Raw genomic sequence first — 16,258 nt, 5'->3', positions numbered from 1 at the left:
AACAAGAAGGCCGGGCTACGAAGCCCGGCCTTCCATGTCTGCGTCAGACGGACCCGCCTCAGCCAGCAGCCTTCGACTTCGCCAGCTTCAGCCAGGTATCGACCACGGTGTCGGGGTTGAGCGACACCGACTCGATCCCCTCCTGCATCAGCCACTCGGCAAGGTCCGGGTGGTCGCTCGGACCCTGGCCGCAGATGCCGATGTACTTGCCCTTGGCCTTCGCCGTCTGGATCGCCATCGACAGCAGCTTTTTCACCGCCGGGTCGCGCTCGTCGAACAGGTGCGCGACCACGGCCGAGTCACGATCCAGGCCGAGCGTGAGCTGGGTCAGGTCGTTGGAGCCGATCGAGAAGCCGTCGAACATCTCCAGGAACTCGTCGGCCATCAGCGCGTTCGACGGCACCTCGCACATCATGATGACCTTGAGCCCGTTGACGCCGCGGCGCAGGCCGTTGGCAGCCAGCACCTCCAGCACCCGGCGCCCTTCGTCGAGCGTGCGTACGAACGGGATCATCACCCAGAGGTTGTCCAGGCCCATGGTCTCGCGGACCTTGAGCACGGCGCGGCACTCCAGCGCGAACGCTTCCGCGAAGGCCTTGTCGACGTAGCGGCTGGCGCCGCGGAAGCCGATCATCGGGTTCTCTTCTTCGGGCTCGTAGCGACTACCGCCGATCAGGTTGGCGTACTCGTTGGACTTGAAGTCCGACATGCGCACGATCACCGGGTTCGGCGCCACCGACGCCGTCAGGGTGGCGATGCCCTCGGCCAGGCGGTCGACGTAGAACGACACCGGGTCGGCATAGCCGGCCGCGCGGGCGTCGATCTTCTTCTTCGTTTCCGCATCCTGCTTGTCGTATTCCAACAGCGCGTTGGGATGCACGCCGATGTGCGCGGCGATGATCATCTCCAGCCGCGCCAGGCCGATGCCGGCGTTGGGCAGCTGGCCGAAGTCGAACGCGCGCTCGGGGTTGGCGACGTTCATCATGATCTTCAGCGGCGCCTCGGGCATCGAGCTGAGGTCGGTGGTGATGCGCTCGTAGGGCAGGGTGCCGGCGTAGATGAAGCCGGTGTCGCCTTCGGCGCAGCTCACCGTGACGTCCTTGCCGTCCTCGATCATGTCGAGCGCGTTGCCGGTGCCGACCACCGCCGGGACGCCCAGCTCGCGCGCGATGATCGCTGCGTGGCAGGTGCGGCCGCCGCGGTTGGTGACGATGGCGGCGGCGCGCTTCATCACCGGCTCCCAGTCGGGGTCGGTCATGTCGGCGACCAGCACGTCGCCGGGCTGCACGCGGGCCATGTCGTCGAGCGAACGCACCACGCGCGCGACGCCGGAACCGATCTTCTGCCCGATGGCCCGGCCTTCGCAGACCACGTCGCCGCGCGCGCCGAGCATGAAGCGCTCGATCTGCGTGGCCTTGCCGCGCGACTTCACCGTTTCCGGGCGCGCCTGGACGATGAACAGCTTGCCGGTATTGCCGTCCTTCGCCCACTCGATGTCCATCGGCCGGCCGTAGTGCTCTTCGATCGTCAGCGCCTGGCGCGCGAGCTCGTGCACGTCCTCGTCGTTGATCGAGAAGCTGTTGCGCAGAGCCTCGGGCGTGTCCTCGTTGCGCACGCGCTCGCCGGGCTGGTCGGAATAGACCATGCGGATCTGCTTGGCGCCGAGCGAGCGGCGCAGGATGGCCGGCCGGTCCTTGCGCAGCGTGGGCTTGTAGACATAGAACTCGTCGGGGTTGACCGCGCCCTGCACGACGTTCTCGCCCAGGCCGTAGCTGGAGGTGATGAACACCACGTCGCGGAAGCCGGACTCGGTGTCGAGCGTGAACAGCACGCCCGAAGCGCCGATGTCGGCGCGCACCATCAGCTGCACGCCCGCGGACAGGAACACGTCCTCGTGCTTGAAACCATGGTGCACGCGGTAGGCGATGGCGCGGTCGTTGTAGAGGCTGGCGAAGACTTCCTTCACCTTCACCACCACGTCGTCGGCGCCGGTGACGTTGAGATAGGTTTCCTGCTGGCCGGCGAAGCTGGCATCGGGCAGGTCCTCGGCGGTGGCCGAGGAGCGCACCGCGACCGCCACATCCTGGATAGAAGCCGCGCCGCCGCCGTTGTCCGCGCAGAGCTTGGCGTAGGCGGTGCGGATGTCGGCCTCCAGCGCGGCCGGCAGCGGCGCCTCGATCACCCAGCCGCGGATCTCGCCGCCGGCGCGGGTGAGCGCGGCCACGTCCTCGACGTCGAGCGTGGCCAGCCTGTCGAAGATCCGCTGCTCCAGCGTGTTGTGGGCGATGAAGTCCTTGAAGGCATCAGCGGTGGTGGCGAAGCCGCCGGGCACGGAGACACCGAGCCGGGCCAGGTTGCCGATCATCTCGCCAAGCGAGGAATTCTTGCCGCCGACCTGGGCCAGGTCGGTCAGGCGAAGGTCGTCAAGCCACAGGATGTTGGCGCTCAAAGCGGACTCCGGAGGGATTTGCGGTGGAACGGTGGGGAAGGCTGCACGGGCCAGGGAGCGCCGCGCGTCGAGTTTGGCTATTTTAGCAAGCCAATCCCCCGCGGCGCCCGCGGCACACTAAGGAAAACACGCATGTCGAGCCCGCGTCCGGTCTTCTACGTCTCCGACGGCACCGGAATCACCGCCGAAACCGTCGGCCACAGCCTCCTGACCCAGTTCCGGGACTCCGCCTTCGCCACCGAGCGCATCCCCTTCGTCGACAGCGTCGAGCGCGCACACGAGATCGCCGGGCGGATCCGTGAGGCGGGGGCGGCCAGCGGGACACGTCCGATCGTGGTCAATTCCTGCGTCAACGGCGACTTCACCACGGCCATCGAGGGCAGCGGGGCGCTGGTGCTGGACGTGTTCGAGCCCTTCATGAGCCTGCTGGAAGCCGAACTGGGCGAAACCCGGCAGCCGCGCGTGGGCCAGGCCCACGGCATGGTCGATTTCGACGCCTACCACAAGCGCATCAACGCCATGAACTACGCGCTGACCCACGACGACGGCATGTCGATCAACTACGACGCCGCCGATGTGATCCTGGTGGCGGTGTCCCGGGCGGGGAAGACGCCGACCTGCGTCTACCTGGCGCTGCACCACGGGATCGCAGCGGCCAATTACCCGCTGACCGAGGAAGACCTTGAGCACGATCGCCTGCCGCCCCGGCTGCGCGCCCACCGGGCCAAGCTGTTCGGACTGACGATCGATCCCGTGCGCCTGCGGCAGATCCGCCAGGAGCGCCGGCCGAACTCGCGCTATGCCGAGCTCGAGACCTGCAAGCGGGAAGTGGCGGCGGCCGAGGCGCTGTTCCGCGCCGAGCGCATCCCCGTGCTCAGCACCACCCACACCTCGATCGAGGAAATCTCGAGCAAGGTGATGAGCACCCTGGGCATCCGGCGCGGCATGTTCTAGCCAGCGGCAGACTTCACAGACTGGGCCGCGCACATGAACGCGTCAAGCTGCCCGGTTGCGCGTGCGGCGTGTAGCATCGGGGCATGTCGCAACTCGTCGCACGCCGCCTGAAAGTCCCCAGCCTGAGCCGTTTCGGCTGGCTGATGGCGCTGTACGCGGAGAACCATTCGCGCCTGCTGCGCCTGTTCGAACCCGGCGACCTGGCCGTGGGTGCCTACGTCTCCCGCGTCGACGACGCACTCGACCTGCGCCTGGACGTGATCGAGCGCCATGCCTATACCAGCGAGCTGCGCATGGCCTATGTCGGGCTGCCCGATCCGGTGACCGGCGAGCCCGATCCCTCCGCCTACCTGCGCCTCTACCGCGACGCACGGCAGGTGGAGGCCACCCACTGCTATGTCGGCCGCCGCTGGCAGGACGCGATCGGCATGTTCCCGCCGCCAGCCGAAGTGCTGGGCCACCGGATGCGGATGAACACCTTCCTGGGCAAATGGCTGCAGTACCTGGCCGAACGCGGGCACGGCGTGGCCACGCTGCGGCCGCTGCCATCATGCCCTCCACGGCCGCCGGTGCTATCTTCGGCGGGCAGTTCCCCCGACAGCACAAGGTGAACCCATGACGACGAAGCTCGACAAGCCACTGAAGCGCGAAGTGCAGATCGGCGACAAGGCCTACACCCTCACCATCGACCCGGCCGGCCTGAAACTGGTGGAGAAAGGACATCGCAAGGGCGTCGAGGTCGACTGGACCGAGATCGCCGCGCGCGAAAGCAGCGGCTGAGGCGTTCCGGCCTCCGGCCCGCGGCAAGCGCAAAGAAAAAGCCCGCCATCAAGGCGGGCTTTTTCTTCGTGTGGCGTCCCCACGGGGATTCGAACCCCGGTGTCCACCGTGAAAGGGTGGTGTCCTAGGCCTCTAGACGATGGGGACTTGAAACTGTCCATCACTCACGACCGGCCTGATCGATGAGTGGTGGAGCCAGGCGGGATCGAACCGCCGACCTCCTGCATGCCATGCAGGCGCTCTCCCAGCTGAGCTATGGCCCCACGTTGGTGAGCGCGGAATTGTAGGGGTGGGCGCAGGACTCGTCAACACGCGGATGCTGAATCGACCGCATGGCCCGTCGCAGCGGCGATACTTGGCGGCTGTCTTTCCACCAGGAGTACTGCATGTCCCATCGCGCAAACCCGCGTACCGCGCTGGTCACCGGCGGCACCAGCGGCATCGGCGAGGCCATCGCCCTTGCGCTGCACGAGGCCGGTCACCGCGTGGTCGTGACCTGCTTCGCCGGGGTCGAAGACCCGTCCACCTGGCGCGATGCGCAGGCCGCCGCGGGCCGCGGGTTCCAGGTGGAGCCGGTGGACGTGGCCGATTACGACAGCTGCCAGGCGCTGGCCGCGCGGCTGCAGGACAGCGGGATCGCCATCGACATCCTGGTCAACGACGCCGGCATCACCCGCGACTCGAGCTTCCGCAAGATGGACAAGGCGAAGTGGGACGCGGTGCTGCGCACCGACCTTGATTCGATGTTCAACGTCAGCAAGCCCTTCGTCGACGGCATGGCCGAACGCGGCTGGGGCCGCATCGTCAACATCTCCTCGGTCAACGGCACCAAGGGCCAGTTCGGCCAGACCAACTATTCCGCGGCCAAGGCCGGCGTGCAGGGCTTCACCAAGGCGCTTGCGCAAGAACTCGCGCGCAAGGGCGTGACCGTCAACAGCGTGTCGCCGGGATATGTCGGCACGGCGCTGGTGACGGCGATGAAGCCGGAGATCGTCGAGTCCATCGTCGCCCAGGTGCCGATGGGGCGCCTGGGCAAGCCGGAGGAGATCGCCGCCGTGGTGGCCTTCCTGTGCAGCGAGGGCGCGGCCTACGTGACCGGCGCCAACATCGCCGTCAATGGCGGCCAGCACATGTGCTGAGCCGGGCGCGCGCTTACTCGCCGTGGCGCGCGTACACCGCGGTGCTGCCGTCGTGGCCGACAAGCTCGACCGCGTAGGGATGGACGGTGCCGTCGGGCACCTCCATCCCGGGCGAGCCGGCGGGCATGCCGGGCACGGTCAGGCCGCGGGCGTCGGGACGCTCGGCGAGCAGCCGCTTCACGTCCGTGGCGGGCACATGGCCTTCCACGAAGTAGCCGTCGATTTCCGCGGTGTGGCAGGACCCCTTGGCATAGGGCACGCCTGCGCGCTGCTTGATCGGGCCCATGTCCTCGTGGTCGTGCACCTGCACCGCGAAACCGGCCTCGCGCATGTGATCGATCCAGGCCACGCAGCAGCCGCAGCTGGGGTGCTTGTGGACGACCAGCAGCGAGGCTTCGTCATCGGTCGCGGGCACCGGGCTGTGGGCCGGAGCCTGGGCCACGGAGGCCGCGGCCGGAGCGCCGTTGCCGGCCGAGCAGGCGGCCACGGCGGCGAGACAGCCGAGGAGGAGCAGGGCAGGTTTGTTATTCATGAAATTTATCATGTTTCTCCAATAAAATATTGATTCAAAACCAGATTCTCGCGCCGATGACCACGTGCGTGTCGCGTTGCGGCGCCCCTGACGCCCGCTGCAGCGCAGCGGTGTCACCGAAGGCGCGCTCGTGCACCACGCCCAGGTAGGGCGCGAAGCGTCGACTGGCTTCGTAGCGCAGGCGCAGGCCGGCTTCGACCGTGGACAGACCGGAACCGATGCCCCGGGCCGTGTCGTGCTTGCCGTGGAGGGTGGCTTCGATCATGGGCTGGAGTACGAGTCGGTTGGTCAGCAGCAGTTCGCGCTCGACCTCGATGCCCAGCATCGTCCGGCCCGACTCGCCGATGTAGCCGGTCACCGCCACTTCGAACATCCGCGGCGCCAGGCCCTGCACGCCGATCGCGGCCCAGTCCCGCGAGCGGCCGGGCGCGAAGTCGTGCCGGAGGCCGGCGACGACGTCCCACCAGGGCGATACGGCGCGGCCGTACAGCAGTTCCAGGTTGGCTGCGTCGGTGCTGCCGGCGGCGCGCTCGCCTTCGGAGCGCAGCCACAGGCGGTGGATGTCGCCGCCGATCCATCCCTCCGCCTCCCAGGCCTGGCCGCTGCCGTGGTCGGCATCCCAGGCTTCAAGCCGGTTGAAGAGCAGATAGGCGTTGAGTTCCCGCGCATGCTCCATGTTGCGATGGAGTCCGGGAAACGCTGCGGCCCGATCGGCGTCGGTGACCTCGGGGATCGGGGTCACAAGGCGCATGGGAGCGGCGTGCTCGGCATGCACGGCGTGGTCGCCATGCCCGCTGTGATCCTGCGCCACGGCCGGGGTGACCACTGCCGCCGCGATCGCAAGCGCCAGCAGTCCGTGCTGCCAGGCGCTCATGCCCCTTCCTCCACGCGCACTTCGCGCATCATTCCCGCTTCCATGTGGTAGAGCAGGTGGCAGTGGAAGGCCCAGCGTCCCAGCGCGTCCGCGCGCACGCGGAAGCTGCGCTTCGTGCCCGGCGGCATGTCGACGGTGTGCTTGCGCAGCTGGAAGGCACCGGCTTCGTCCTCGACGTCGCTCCACATCCCGTGCAGGTGGATGGGGTGGGACATCATGGTGTCGTTGACCAGCACGATGCGCAGGCGTTCGCCGTAGGACATGCGCAATGGCTCGGCGTCCATGAACTTGAGGCCGTCGAAGGACCAGGCGAACTTCTCCATGTGGCCGGTGAGGTGCAGCTCCACCTCGCGTCCCGGTTCGCGGCCGTCGGGGTCGTCGAACAGGCTGTGCATCGCGCCATAGGTCAGCACCGTGCGGCCGTTGCCACGCAGGCCGACGCCCGGGTCGTCGAGCTTCGGCGCCAGCGACATCGCCTGCATGTCGACCAGCGGGTTGCCGGTTTCGCTCGCCGGATGCTGCTGCATGCCGGCACTGCCGTGCTCCATCGAAGCCATCGCGTGCTGCCCGTGCGCGGAATGGTCCATGCCCGCGTGTCCCATCGCGGCGTGGTCCATCGTGCCGCGATGGCTTCCGCCATGGTCCATTGCCCCATGGTCCATCCCGCCGTGGCCCATGTCGTCCATCGTCAGCAGCGGTCGCGGGTCCAGCGCCGGCACCGGCGGAGCCAGTCCATGCCGCACCGCAAGCGTGCCGCGCGCGTAGCCGGTGCGGCCCATGTCCTGGGCGAAAATGGCGAAGGCGTCCGCGCCGGCCGGTTCCACCAGCACGTCGAAGGTCTCCGCCACCGCGATCCGGAACTCGTCCACGGTCACCGGATGGATGTACTGGCCGTCGGCGGCAACCACGGTCATCTTCAGTCCCGGGATGCGCACGTCGAAGTAGGTCATCGCCGAGCCGTTGATGAAGCGCAGCAGCACCTTCTCGCCGGGGCGGAACAGGCCGGTCCAGTTTCCGGCCGGCGCCGAACCGTTCATCAGGTAGGTATAGGTGTGGCCGTTGATGTCGGAGATGTCGGTGGGTGTCATCCGCATCCGGTTCCACATCGCACGGTCGCGCACCGTGGCCCCGAGGCCATCGGCGCGCGCGTCGCGGACGAAGTCGCCGACGGTGCGCTGGTAGTAGTTGTCGTAGGCCGAGTCCTTCTTCATCCGGCGGAACAGCGCGGCCGGATCCATGTCGGTCCAGTCCGACAGCAACAGCACGTGCTCGCGGTCGTGGTGGTAGGGCGGGGGCTCGGCGGGATCGATGATGAGCGCGCCGTAGAGACCGGCCTGCTCCTGGAACATGGAGTGGCTGTGGTACCAGTAGGTTCCCGACTGCCGGGCCTGGAAGCGGTACAGGTAGGACTCGCCCGGCGCGATGCCGTCGAAGCTCAGGCCGGGCACGCCATCCATGTTCGCCGGCAGCAGCAGGCCGTGCCAGTGGATCGACGACCACGCATCGCGCAGACGGTTGGTGACGCGCAGGGTGACGGTATCGCCTTCACGGAAGCGCAGGATCGGGCCGGGCAGGCTGCCGTTGACCGTGGTCGCCATGCGCGGCTGGCCGGTGAAGTCGACCGCCGAGCGGCCGATGGACAGGTCGAAATGGCTGCCGGTGAGGACCGGCACCGGCGACGCAGGCGCAGCCTGGCCCGTCCGGGGGCCGAGGCCCAATGCGGCGACGGCGCCGCCGGCGGCCAGGCCCTGCACGAAACGGCGTCGGGGAATGCTCGCGCCAGGGCGCGGGGGAGGGTAATGCATGGAATCTCCGGATTACGCAGCGATGCCGGCGGGCCTTGCCGCGACATCGGGGTTCAATGGGATCGTCGCCCTTGAATCGGGCGATCGCCGGGAAGGGCGGCGCGCGAGGGCGCCGTGATCAGGCGATGGGAGGCCTGATCGCACTCGGCAGCATCGGCGCCGGATGGCCGGCGTCCAGGCGATGCAGGACCGCATCCACGCGCGGCTCGATGACGCCGACGGTCAGGAGCGGCGGCACTGCCACCGAAGCGTGCATGCAGGCCTGGCGGCACTGCGGACTGTCGCTGCAATCGGAGTCCCCGCAGGAATGGCAGTCCGATGCGGGTTCTTGCTGGTCCATCGCGGCGACACCATGCCCCTGATCGGCGCAATCGCCGTGCTGCGCGGGCGCGACCTGGGCGCCGACAAACACCGCCTCCTGCGCGTGCGCGGGCAGCGCGACGAGCGCACTGGCCATCGCACCGCCGATCCCGTTCAGGATCAGGGCGAGGACCAGCAGGATCTGCAGGGGCAGGGCATGTGCGCGCACGGTGTCGGCAGTCTAGCGCTTCCCGCCGCCGTCCGGCGGCTGCGGGCCACGCGCCATGGGCAGCTGCCAGCCCCAGCGCAGGGCTGACATCCGCAGGCCGAAGCAGACCAGCCCGCCGATGCCGGCGGATACCAGCACCGGCGCCTCCAGCATGTTGCCCGTCACCACGATGACCGCGCCCGCGAGCGCGGCGACCGCGTAGAGATCGGCACGCAGCACCGCTGGAACCTGTGCCAGCAGGATGTCCCGCGCCATGCCGCCACCGATGCCCGTGAGCATGCCCATCAGCGCGGCCATCACCGGACTGAGCCCGAACACCAGCGCTTTCTGCGTGCCGGCGACGGCGAAGAAGGCGAGACCGACCGCATCCAGCATCCGCACGGGATTGCGCAACCGTTCGACCAGGGTCGACCAGTAGAAGGCGATCATGCCCGCCGCCATGGCGACCGCGAGGTAACGCCAGTCCTGGAAGGCTGCCGGCGGCGTCGCGCCGATCAGCACGTCGCGGCTGATGCCGCCGAAGGTCGAGGCCGCGAAGGACAGCACAAGCACGCCGAACAGGTCCAGACGCTGGCGCACGCCGGCCGTGGCGCCGCTGACCGCGAACGCGAAGGTGCCGCACAGGTCCAGGACGAGGACCAGGGTGCGATTGAACTCCAGCGTGCCTTGTAGCTCGAGCGCGATCATGCCGGGAGTATGCACCGGGCCGAAGCGCCGTGGCCTGGGATCAGTCCGCAGGCGGCAGCTTCAGGAACCGCGCAGCGTTGTCATGGAAGATCGCCCGCTTCTGCGCGGGCGTCAGGAAGCCCGCGCTATCCACGCCCTCCACCGCCAGGCCGATCGCCTCCGGCCACACCATCTGGTCGGATCCGAACATCAGGCGGTCGCCCAGGCCGGCGGTCATCAATGCCTGCAGATAGTCGTGGAATTCCTGCCGCGGGATGATCCAGTTGATCACCGACACATCTGCATGCAGATGCGGGTAGACGTACATCAGCGCCTTGGTTTCCTGCAGGTAGGGCCAGCCGGCGTGCATCAGCCACACGCGCAACTTCGGATGGCGCTTCAGCATCGGCTCCAGCAGCTTCGGATTGCCGAGCTCCACGCTGAAGTCCGGGCAGCAGCCGTGCGGCGTGCCGGGTGGGCCCAGGCCTGTGTGGATGCCGACGGGAATATCGAATTCCTCGGCCAGCGCGAGATAGGGTTCGAACCACGGGTCGCTCGGGTCGAGCCCGTGATACTGCGCGCCGATCTCGCCGAGTACCTTCAGATCGCCGCTGGCGAAGGCCGCCCGCACGACCTCCGGCGGGGGCAGGGGAGTGCGACCGTCATCGAGGAAGGCGCCGGCCCAGATCGCATCGCCGCCGGCCTGGCGGAGGCTGGCCATGTAGGGATCCGGACCGCTGGCGAGGCCGAGCACGATGCCGTGCTGGCGCATGGCATCGAGGGTCAGGCGTTGCCGATTGGCATCGGTGCCGGCGGCCGTCGGCTTGCCGGTGGCTGGGTTGGGCGCACCGGGCGCGGCCGGACCGGCGTGCAGGTGCACGTCGATGATCGGCCCCTGGTAAGACTGGGCCAGCACGGGTGACGCCAGCAACAAGGTGAGCAGAAAGAATGAAAAGCGCATGGCATCGTCTCCGGCAGTCTTCCGTGTAGACGCGGGCGAATGGCGCAAGCGGCCAGACCGAAGTGTAACTTCGCGGCCGGCTGCAGCGCGTGGTAGCACTGTTTCGCGTCAAGCCGTGTCGCGGACGCAGGAACGTGACGCAGACATACGGTGTGCCAGACTTTGTCCCGACAAGCAGCCTTCTCCGGGGGGATTCCAGCATGACAAAAGCATCCGATCTGTTCATCCAGTGCCTGGAAGAAGAGGATGTTGAGTACATTTTCGGGGTTCCCGGCGAGGAGAATCTCGACATGCTCGACAGCCTCAGCCGCTCGACCACGATCCGGCTGATCCTTACCCGGCACGAACAGGCCGCTGGCTTCATGGCCGCGACCTATGGCCGGCATACCGGCAAGACCGGGGTATGCATGGCGACACTGGGGCCGGGCGCGACCAATCTGGTCACCGCCGCCGCCTATGCGCAGCTTGGCGGCATGCCGATCCTGATGGTCACAGGGCAGAAGCCGATCAAGAAGTCGAAACAGGGCCGCTTCCAGATCCTCGACGTGGTCGGCATGATGAAGCCGCTGACCAAGTTCACCCATCAGCTCGCCAGCGCCGACAACATTCCCAGCCGGGTGCGCGAGGCGTTCCGGCTCGCCGAAGAGGAGAAGCCCGGGGCGACGCATATCGAGTTTCCCGAGGACGTCGCCGGCGAGAAGACCGCATCGGTGCCGCTCAAACGCAGCCACACGCGGCGCCCCAATGCCGATGTGAAGTCGATCCGCGCTGCGGTGCATGCGCTTGAAAACGCCAGGTCGCCGATCCTGGTGATCGGCGCAGGCGCCAACCGCACCATGACCTGCCGGATGCTGCTCCAGTTCATCGAGAAGACCGGCATTCCGTTCCTGACCACCCAGCTCGGCAAGGGCGTGGTCGACGAGCGTCATCCCGGGTTTGTCGGCTGCGCGGCCCTGTCGGCAGGCGACTTTGTACACCGTGCGGTCGAGGCCGCGGACCTGATCGTCAATATCGGCCATGACGTGATCGAGAAGCCGCCGTTCTTCATGCGGGCGGGCGGCGCGCAGGTGATCCATATCTCGTCCAGGACCGCCGAGGTCGATCCGGTCTATTTCCCGCAGATCGAGGTGATCGGCGACATCGCCAACGCGATCTGGCAGATCAAGCAGGACATCGTTCCCAATGGCGGCTGGACGTTCGACGCGATGCTGGCGGTGCGCAAGGCCGAGGTCGCGCACACCGCGTCGATCTCGGGCGATGCACGCTTCCCCATCTTCCCGCCCTTTCTGGTCGAACAGGTCCGCGCGGCGATGCCCGAAGACGGCATCATTTGTCTCGACAATGGGATCTACAAGATCTGGTTCGCGCGCGGCTATACGGCGTATCGCCCCAATACCGTGCTGCTAGACAATGCGCTCGCCACGATGGGCGCGGGCCTGCCCTCGGCCATGGCCTCGGCGATGGTCTATCCCGATCGCAAGGTGATGGCGATCTGCGGCGATGGCGGCTTCATGATGAACAGCCAGGAGATGGAAACCGCCGTTCGCCTGAAGCTCAACCTCACCGTGCTGATCGTCAATGACGACAGCTACGGCATGATTCGCTGGAAGCAGGCGGACATGGGCTTCAAGGACTGGGGCTTGACCTATGGCAACCCCGATTTCGTCAAGTACGCGGAAAGCTATGGCGCGTTCGGCCATCGCGCCGAAAGCGCCGAGCATCTCAAGCAGCTGCTCGCGCATACCCGCGACACGCCTGGCGTCCATCTGATCGAGTGCCCGGTCGACTACTCGGAAAACGACCAGATCCTCAACATCGACATCAAGAAGCTGTCGAAAGAACTGTAATCGCTGTCCCTTTCCCCGGCTTTCGCCGGAAAGCGGGATGCGCCCCGGGAGTTTCGAATGACCAGGCTCAAGTCCGTCTATCCGCTCTATCTCAACAATGTGGCGCAGCAGCCGAACACCGATCTCGCAGTGACCGACAAGTTCACCGGCGAGATCGCATTCCGCGTCGCGCGGGCCGATGTCGCCACGATCGATACGGCGATCGCGGGCGCGGTCGAAGCGGCGGAACCGATGGCGCGGATGGCGAGCTACGAGCGCCAGGCGGTGCTCACCCATTGCGTCACCCGCTTCACCGAGCGGTACGACGAGCTCGCCTACGCGCTGTGCGTCGAGGCGGGCAAGCCGATCAAGGACAGCGAGGGCGAGGTCGGCCGACTGATCGACACCTTCCGCATCGCTGCCGAGGAGTCGGTGCGGATGAACGGCGAGGTCCAGACGCTCGACATCTCGGCGCGCGCCAAGGGCTACCAGGGCATGTGGAAGCGCGTGCCCATCGGGCCGTGTTCCTTCATATCGCCGTTCAACTTCCCGCTCAACCTGGCCGCGCACAAGATCGCCCCGGCGCTCGCGGTGGGCTGTCCGTTCGTGATGAAGCCGGCGAGCCGGACCCCACTGGGCGCGATCATCATCGGCGAAGTGCTTGCCGAAACCGACCTGCCCAAGGGCGCATTCTCGATCCTGCCCACCAGCCGCGACGGTGCCGACCTGTTCACCACCGACGACCGGCTCAAGCTGCTCTCGTTCACCGGATCGCCCGATGTCGGCTGGGATCTCAAGACGCGCAGCGGCAAGAAAAAGGTGGTGCTCGAACTCGGCGGGAATGCCGCGGTGATCGTCGATGCCGATGCCGATCTCGACGATGCGCTCGAGCGCGTCATTTTCGGCGCCTTCTACCAGTCGGGGCAGAGCTGTATCGGGGTGCAGCGCATCATCATCCATGCCGATGTCTACGACCGCTTCCGCGACATGCTGGTCGCCAGGACGAAGACGCTGGTGGCGGGCGATCCCAAGCAGCGCGACACGTTCATCGGCCCGATGATCGATGTCAAGGAGGCGACACGGCTCGAAACCTGGATCAATGAGGCGGTCGCCGCCGGCGGCACTCTGCTCTGCGGCGGCAGCCGCGACGGCGCGATGCTCGGCGCGACCCTGCTCGAAGCCGTGCCTGCCCACACCAGGATCGTCACCGAAGAGGCGTTCGGCCCTGTCGCGGTGCTGTCAAGCTTCACCGATTTCAATGCCGCACTCGCCGAAGGCAACGCCTCGAAGTTCGGATTGCAGGCGGGCGTCTTCACGCGCGACCTGTTCAAGATGTTCGACGCCTGGGATCATCTCGATGTCGGCGGGGTGGTGATCAACGACGTGCCCAGCTACCGCGTCGACAACATGCCCTATGGCGGAGTCAAGGATTCGGGCCTGGGCCGCGAAGGCGTGCGTTTCGCGATGGAAGACATGACCGAAATCCGCAACCTGGTGATTCGCCGACCGTAAGGCGCGCCTGCGGGGCGAGGTTCAAGGCAGCGGCATGAAGAATCCAGGCCCACATCCGCTTGACACGATCCGCACCGTTCTCACGCGGCCGTATCGTTTCGTGCCGTCCGTCATCGCAGGCCTCACGAAATGGTGGGCGCGGGACGCGCGGGATCCATCCGCTGGCGGCGACGGCTCGCGCCAGCCGAGCGGGAACGAACTCGAAGGCGCCCGCTTCCAGGGTCGCCTGGTGGCCGAGGTCGCCACCAGGCTCGCGGGCTGATCCAGGCTGCCGGACGCACGATGCAGGACCCTGGTGGTCCTGCGTTGGCGAAGGGCAGGGCACATCAGGAGCACCCGCGCACGCCTTCACGAAGGCACTGGAGCCGCTACCATGGCCCGGCACCGCGGCGGCTCCGGAGGAAGGTTGAGCAGGGCAATTCGATTCTGGAAGGCCTGGATGCCCGCCCTGGCCGCGTGCCTGCTGGTCGCGGGTTGCCAGACCCTCGGCCTCGACCGCGACGACCGCATGACGGTCTCCACCAGGATCGATGGCCTGCGCCTGCCGGCGCGCCCCTGGGCGACCACGCGCGAGGTCATCTCGATGCTGGGGCTGGAGGAGGCGTGCAGCAGTTCCGGTCCCATCTGCGCGGACGCGATCCTTGATGCGTCCGACCCCATGCGCCCGGGGGTCCGCCTGATCGCGGCCGCGGACGTGCTGTTCCTGCATGGCCGCGCTGCGACCGGTGACGCGCGGACGCAGGCGCTCACCCGCTGCGGCATCCTGACCCATCGCTATCTTTTCGGACCCAACCTGCCCGGGCGCTTCGGCCCGCTGGATGCGCGTTCGCAGATGGCGCTGCGCCTGCACAACGCCTGTACTTCGGGCCTGGTGCAGGACGTCGTCGACCGTCCGCAGGCGATCGCCTGGCGGGTGGACGAGCGCCGCTTCCCCAGGTCCGCCGTGGAGCGGCTCGAGCTGGCCGCGGCGCTGAGGCCGAAAGGGCTGCGCACCCGCCAGATCAAGGACGGCATCGGTGCGCCTGCCGTGGCATTCGGGCGCACGGAAGAAGCAGTGGGTGCGTTCCCGGCGCAGCCCTTCGCGCTGCCGGTCACGGTGCAGTTGGTCGTCGATGCGGAGGGCAACGCCAGCCTGCTCGCCACCGACGCCTCGCGTGAAGCGTCGGTCGCGACCGTCTTCGGCGACATCCCGCTCGCACGCGACCTGAGCGCGGCCTATGCCAGCGCCGCGATCGCGTTCGAAGAGGAGCTGGACATGTGGCGGCTCCTCCGCGGCGCGCCGGACGGTGATGGCGAACCCCAGATCAGGCTGCTGGCGCCGATCGATTACCACAAGGACGTCGTCCTGCTGGTGCACGGCTTCGCGAGCAGCCCGATGACCTGGGCCAACATGGTCAACGAGCTGCTCGGCGATCCGAGGATTTCCGACCGCTACCAGTTCTGGCTTGCGCGCTATCCCACCGGCTTGCCGTTCCTCGTCAACCGGCAGGGGCTGGCCCGCACCATCACCGACTTTCGCGAACGCGGACGCCTGTCGCCCTATCATCCCCAGCCGCCCATGGTGATCGTGGGCCACTCGATGGGTGGTGTGCTGACGCGGCTGCTGGTCACCGAGTCCGGAACAGCGCTGTGGGATGCGGCATTCACCGTGCCGCCGGATGCCTTGCAGGCCGATGCCGCCGACATCGAGGCCGCCCGCGGTCTTTTCATGTTCGAACCCCTGGAGGGCGTGGACGACGTCGTGCTGATCGCCGCACCGCACCGGGGCAGCCTGATGGCGGAGGGAATGATGGCGCGCCTGGTCCGGAGGTTCATCGGCGGTCCGCGGGACGTGCTCGACTATCTGGTCCGGATGACCCTCGGACATCCCGGCCAGGTGCAGCCCGAGGTGCGCGACAACTACCTGGCCGGCGGGCCGGACAGCCTGGCGACGCTGTCGCCCGCGCAACCGGTGAGCCGCGCGGCGAGTGAACTGCCGACGGCGCCGGGCGTGGGCGTGCACTCCATCATCGGCATACTCGATCCCGAGGATGCGGCGCGCGGCGACGGCGTCGTCTCGCTGCAGAGCGCCTCATGGCCCGATGGTGCCGAGTACCGCGTGCGTGGCGGCCACGACCTGCAGACCCTCCCGGAAACCATCACCGTGCTCAAGCGGATCCTGCTGGCCAGGCTGCCAGTCTCACAGCCAACCCCGCAGCCAGCCACGGCGGAGTGACGGGGACCTCCCCATG

Annotated in this window: 15 protein-coding genes and 2 tRNA genes; 8 read left to right on the top strand and 9 right to left on the bottom strand. The window is 67.6% G+C overall.

Annotated features, from left to right (window positions below):
- Window positions 1–58 precede the first annotated feature (58 nt).
- The gene (gene ppsA / locus E2169_RS08110) at window positions 59–2,449 is read right to left on the bottom strand and encodes a phosphoenolpyruvate synthase (RefSeq protein ID WP_132986123.1); all 2,391 of its coding nucleotides are present in this window, start codon (window positions 2,447–2,449) and stop codon (window positions 59–61) included.
- A gap of 132 nt (window positions 2,450–2,581) precedes the next feature.
- On the opposite strand from ppsA, the gene ppsR reads away from it, so the two are divergent.
- From ppsR to E2169_RS14260, 3 genes are all read left to right on the top strand, one after another.
- Complete coding sequence (gene ppsR / locus E2169_RS08105; RefSeq protein ID WP_132986122.1) at window positions 2,582–3,403, top strand: posphoenolpyruvate synthetase regulatory kinase/phosphorylase PpsR; 822 nt, start codon at window positions 2,582–2,584, stop codon at window positions 3,401–3,403.
- Window positions 3,404–3,486: 83 nt separating this feature from the next.
- Window positions 3,487–4,014 carry a DUF1249 domain-containing protein gene (locus tag E2169_RS08100; RefSeq protein WP_132986121.1) on the top strand — a complete coding sequence of 176 codons (528 nt, stop codon included), beginning with the start codon at window positions 3,487–3,489 and terminating at the stop codon, window positions 4,012–4,014.
- 4 nt (window positions 4,015–4,018) lie between these two features.
- Complete coding sequence (locus tag E2169_RS14260; RefSeq protein WP_165942370.1) at window positions 4,019–4,183, top strand: hypothetical protein; 165 nt, start codon at window positions 4,019–4,021, stop codon at window positions 4,181–4,183.
- Between the two features lie 71 nt (window positions 4,184–4,254).
- Here the strand turns inward: E2169_RS14260 and E2169_RS08095 are convergent.
- Together E2169_RS08095 and E2169_RS08090 are read right to left on the bottom strand one after the other, a co-directional pair.
- Window positions 4,255–4,330: transfer RNA gene (locus E2169_RS08095), tRNA-Glu, on the bottom strand.
- A gap of 40 nt (window positions 4,331–4,370) precedes the next feature.
- Window positions 4,371–4,446: transfer RNA gene (locus tag E2169_RS08090), tRNA-Ala, on the bottom strand.
- Window positions 4,447–4,569: 123 nt separating this feature from the next.
- Between E2169_RS08090 and phbB the strand changes: the two genes are divergently transcribed.
- The gene (phbB, locus tag E2169_RS08085) at window positions 4,570–5,322 is read left to right on the top strand and encodes an acetoacetyl-CoA reductase (RefSeq protein ID WP_132986120.1); all 753 of its coding nucleotides are present in this window, start codon (window positions 4,570–4,572) and stop codon (window positions 5,320–5,322) included.
- Between the two features lie 13 nt (window positions 5,323–5,335).
- Here the strand turns inward: phbB and E2169_RS08080 are convergent, their stop codons facing one another.
- The 6 genes from E2169_RS08080 to E2169_RS08055 all read right to left on the bottom strand — a co-directional run bounded on the left by E2169_RS08080 (window position 5,336) and on the right by E2169_RS08055 (window position 10,689).
- On the bottom strand, window positions 5,336–5,854 hold the full coding sequence (locus tag E2169_RS08080) for a DUF411 domain-containing protein (RefSeq protein WP_188726139.1): 519 nt from the start codon (window positions 5,852–5,854) through the stop codon (window positions 5,336–5,338).
- 34 nt (window positions 5,855–5,888) lie between these two features.
- Window positions 5,889–6,728: a copper resistance protein B gene (locus E2169_RS08075; RefSeq protein ID WP_132986119.1), complete on the bottom strand. Its 840-nt coding sequence runs from the start codon at window positions 6,726–6,728 to the stop codon at window positions 5,889–5,891.
- Window positions 6,725–8,533, bottom strand: coding sequence for a copper resistance system multicopper oxidase (locus E2169_RS08070; protein WP_132986118.1), 1,809 nt, complete (start codon window positions 8,531–8,533; stop codon window positions 6,725–6,727). Before E2169_RS08070 ends, E2169_RS08075 begins: the two co-directional genes overlap by 4 nt.
- A 118-nt stretch (window positions 8,534–8,651) precedes the next feature.
- The gene (locus tag E2169_RS08065; protein ID WP_132986117.1) at window positions 8,652–9,062 is read right to left on the bottom strand and encodes a CopL family metal-binding regulatory protein; all 411 of its coding nucleotides are present in this window, start codon (window positions 9,060–9,062) and stop codon (window positions 8,652–8,654) included.
- Between the two features lie 12 nt (window positions 9,063–9,074).
- Entirely contained in the window at window positions 9,075–9,749 is a 675-nt protein-coding gene (locus E2169_RS08060; RefSeq protein WP_132986116.1) for a trimeric intracellular cation channel family protein, read from the bottom strand.
- 40 nt (window positions 9,750–9,789) lie between these two features.
- A complete protein-coding gene (locus E2169_RS08055; protein ID WP_132986115.1) occupies window positions 9,790–10,689 on the bottom strand; it encodes an amidohydrolase family protein in 900 nt (299 codons plus the stop codon).
- 200 nt (window positions 10,690–10,889) lie between these two features.
- On the opposite strand from E2169_RS08055, the gene E2169_RS08050 reads away from it, so the two are divergent.
- The 4 genes from E2169_RS08050 (at window position 10,890) to E2169_RS08035 (ending at window position 16,242) form a co-directional block, all read left to right on the top strand.
- Window positions 10,890–12,536: an acetolactate synthase large subunit gene (locus E2169_RS08050; RefSeq protein WP_132986385.1), complete on the top strand. Its 1,647-nt coding sequence runs from the start codon at window positions 10,890–10,892 to the stop codon at window positions 12,534–12,536.
- Between the two features lie 57 nt (window positions 12,537–12,593).
- A complete protein-coding gene (locus tag E2169_RS08045) occupies window positions 12,594–14,027 on the top strand; it encodes an aldehyde dehydrogenase family protein (RefSeq protein WP_132986114.1) in 1,434 nt (477 codons plus the stop codon).
- 34 nt (window positions 14,028–14,061) lie between these two features.
- Window positions 14,062–14,289 (top strand): hypothetical protein, encoded by a 228-nt coding sequence (locus E2169_RS14560; RefSeq protein WP_341777417.1) that lies wholly within the window; start codon window positions 14,062–14,064, stop codon window positions 14,287–14,289.
- Between the two features lie 177 nt (window positions 14,290–14,466).
- On the top strand, window positions 14,467–16,242 hold the full coding sequence (locus E2169_RS08035) for an alpha/beta fold hydrolase (protein WP_132986113.1): 1,776 nt from the start codon (window positions 14,467–14,469) through the stop codon (window positions 16,240–16,242).
- Window positions 16,243–16,258 lie beyond the last annotated feature (16 nt).

The sequence above is a fragment of the Luteimonas terricola genome (assembly GCF_004352845.1).
Taxonomy (GTDB): Bacteria; Pseudomonadota; Gammaproteobacteria; order Xanthomonadales; family Xanthomonadaceae; genus Luteimonas; species Luteimonas terricola.
Note: the sequence above shows the minus strand (reverse complement) of the source record. Positions and strands in the feature narration are given on the sequence as shown.

Coding starts and splice junctions, on each gene's coding strand:
- E2169_RS08100 (WP_132986121.1), top strand. CDS start 3,487: ATGTCGCAACTCGTCGCACGCCGCCTGAAAGTCCCCAGCCTGAGCCGT.
- E2169_RS14260 (WP_165942370.1), top strand. CDS start 4,019: ATGACGACGAAGCTCGACAAGCCACTGAAGCGCGAAGTGCAGATCGGC.
- E2169_RS08075 (WP_132986119.1), bottom strand. CDS start 6,728: ATGAGCGCCTGGCAGCACGGACTGCTGGCGCTTGCGATCGCGGCGGCA.
- E2169_RS08070 (WP_132986118.1), bottom strand. CDS start 8,533: ATGCATTACCCTCCCCCGCGCCCTGGCGCGAGCATTCCCCGACGCCGT.
- E2169_RS08060 (WP_132986116.1), bottom strand. CDS start 9,749: ATGATCGCGCTCGAGCTACAAGGCACGCTGGAGTTCAATCGCACCCTG.
- E2169_RS14560 (WP_341777417.1), top strand. CDS start 14,062: ATGAAGAATCCAGGCCCACATCCGCTTGACACGATCCGCACCGTTCTC.
- E2169_RS08035 (WP_132986113.1), top strand. CDS start 14,467: ATGCCCGCCCTGGCCGCGTGCCTGCTGGTCGCGGGTTGCCAGACCCTC.
- phbB (WP_132986120.1), top strand. CDS start 4,570: ATGTCCCATCGCGCAAACCCGCGTACCGCGCTGGTCACCGGCGGCACC.
- E2169_RS08055 (WP_132986115.1), bottom strand. CDS start 10,689: ATGCGCTTTTCATTCTTTCTGCTCACCTTGTTGCTGGCGTCACCCGTG.
- E2169_RS08080 (WP_188726139.1), bottom strand. CDS start 5,854: ATGAATAACAAACCTGCCCTGCTCCTCCTCGGCTGTCTCGCCGCCGTG.
- ppsR (WP_132986122.1), top strand. CDS start 2,582: ATGTCGAGCCCGCGTCCGGTCTTCTACGTCTCCGACGGCACCGGAATC.
- E2169_RS08045 (WP_132986114.1), top strand. CDS start 12,594: ATGACCAGGCTCAAGTCCGTCTATCCGCTCTATCTCAACAATGTGGCG.
- E2169_RS08050 (WP_132986385.1), top strand. CDS start 10,890: ATGACAAAAGCATCCGATCTGTTCATCCAGTGCCTGGAAGAAGAGGAT.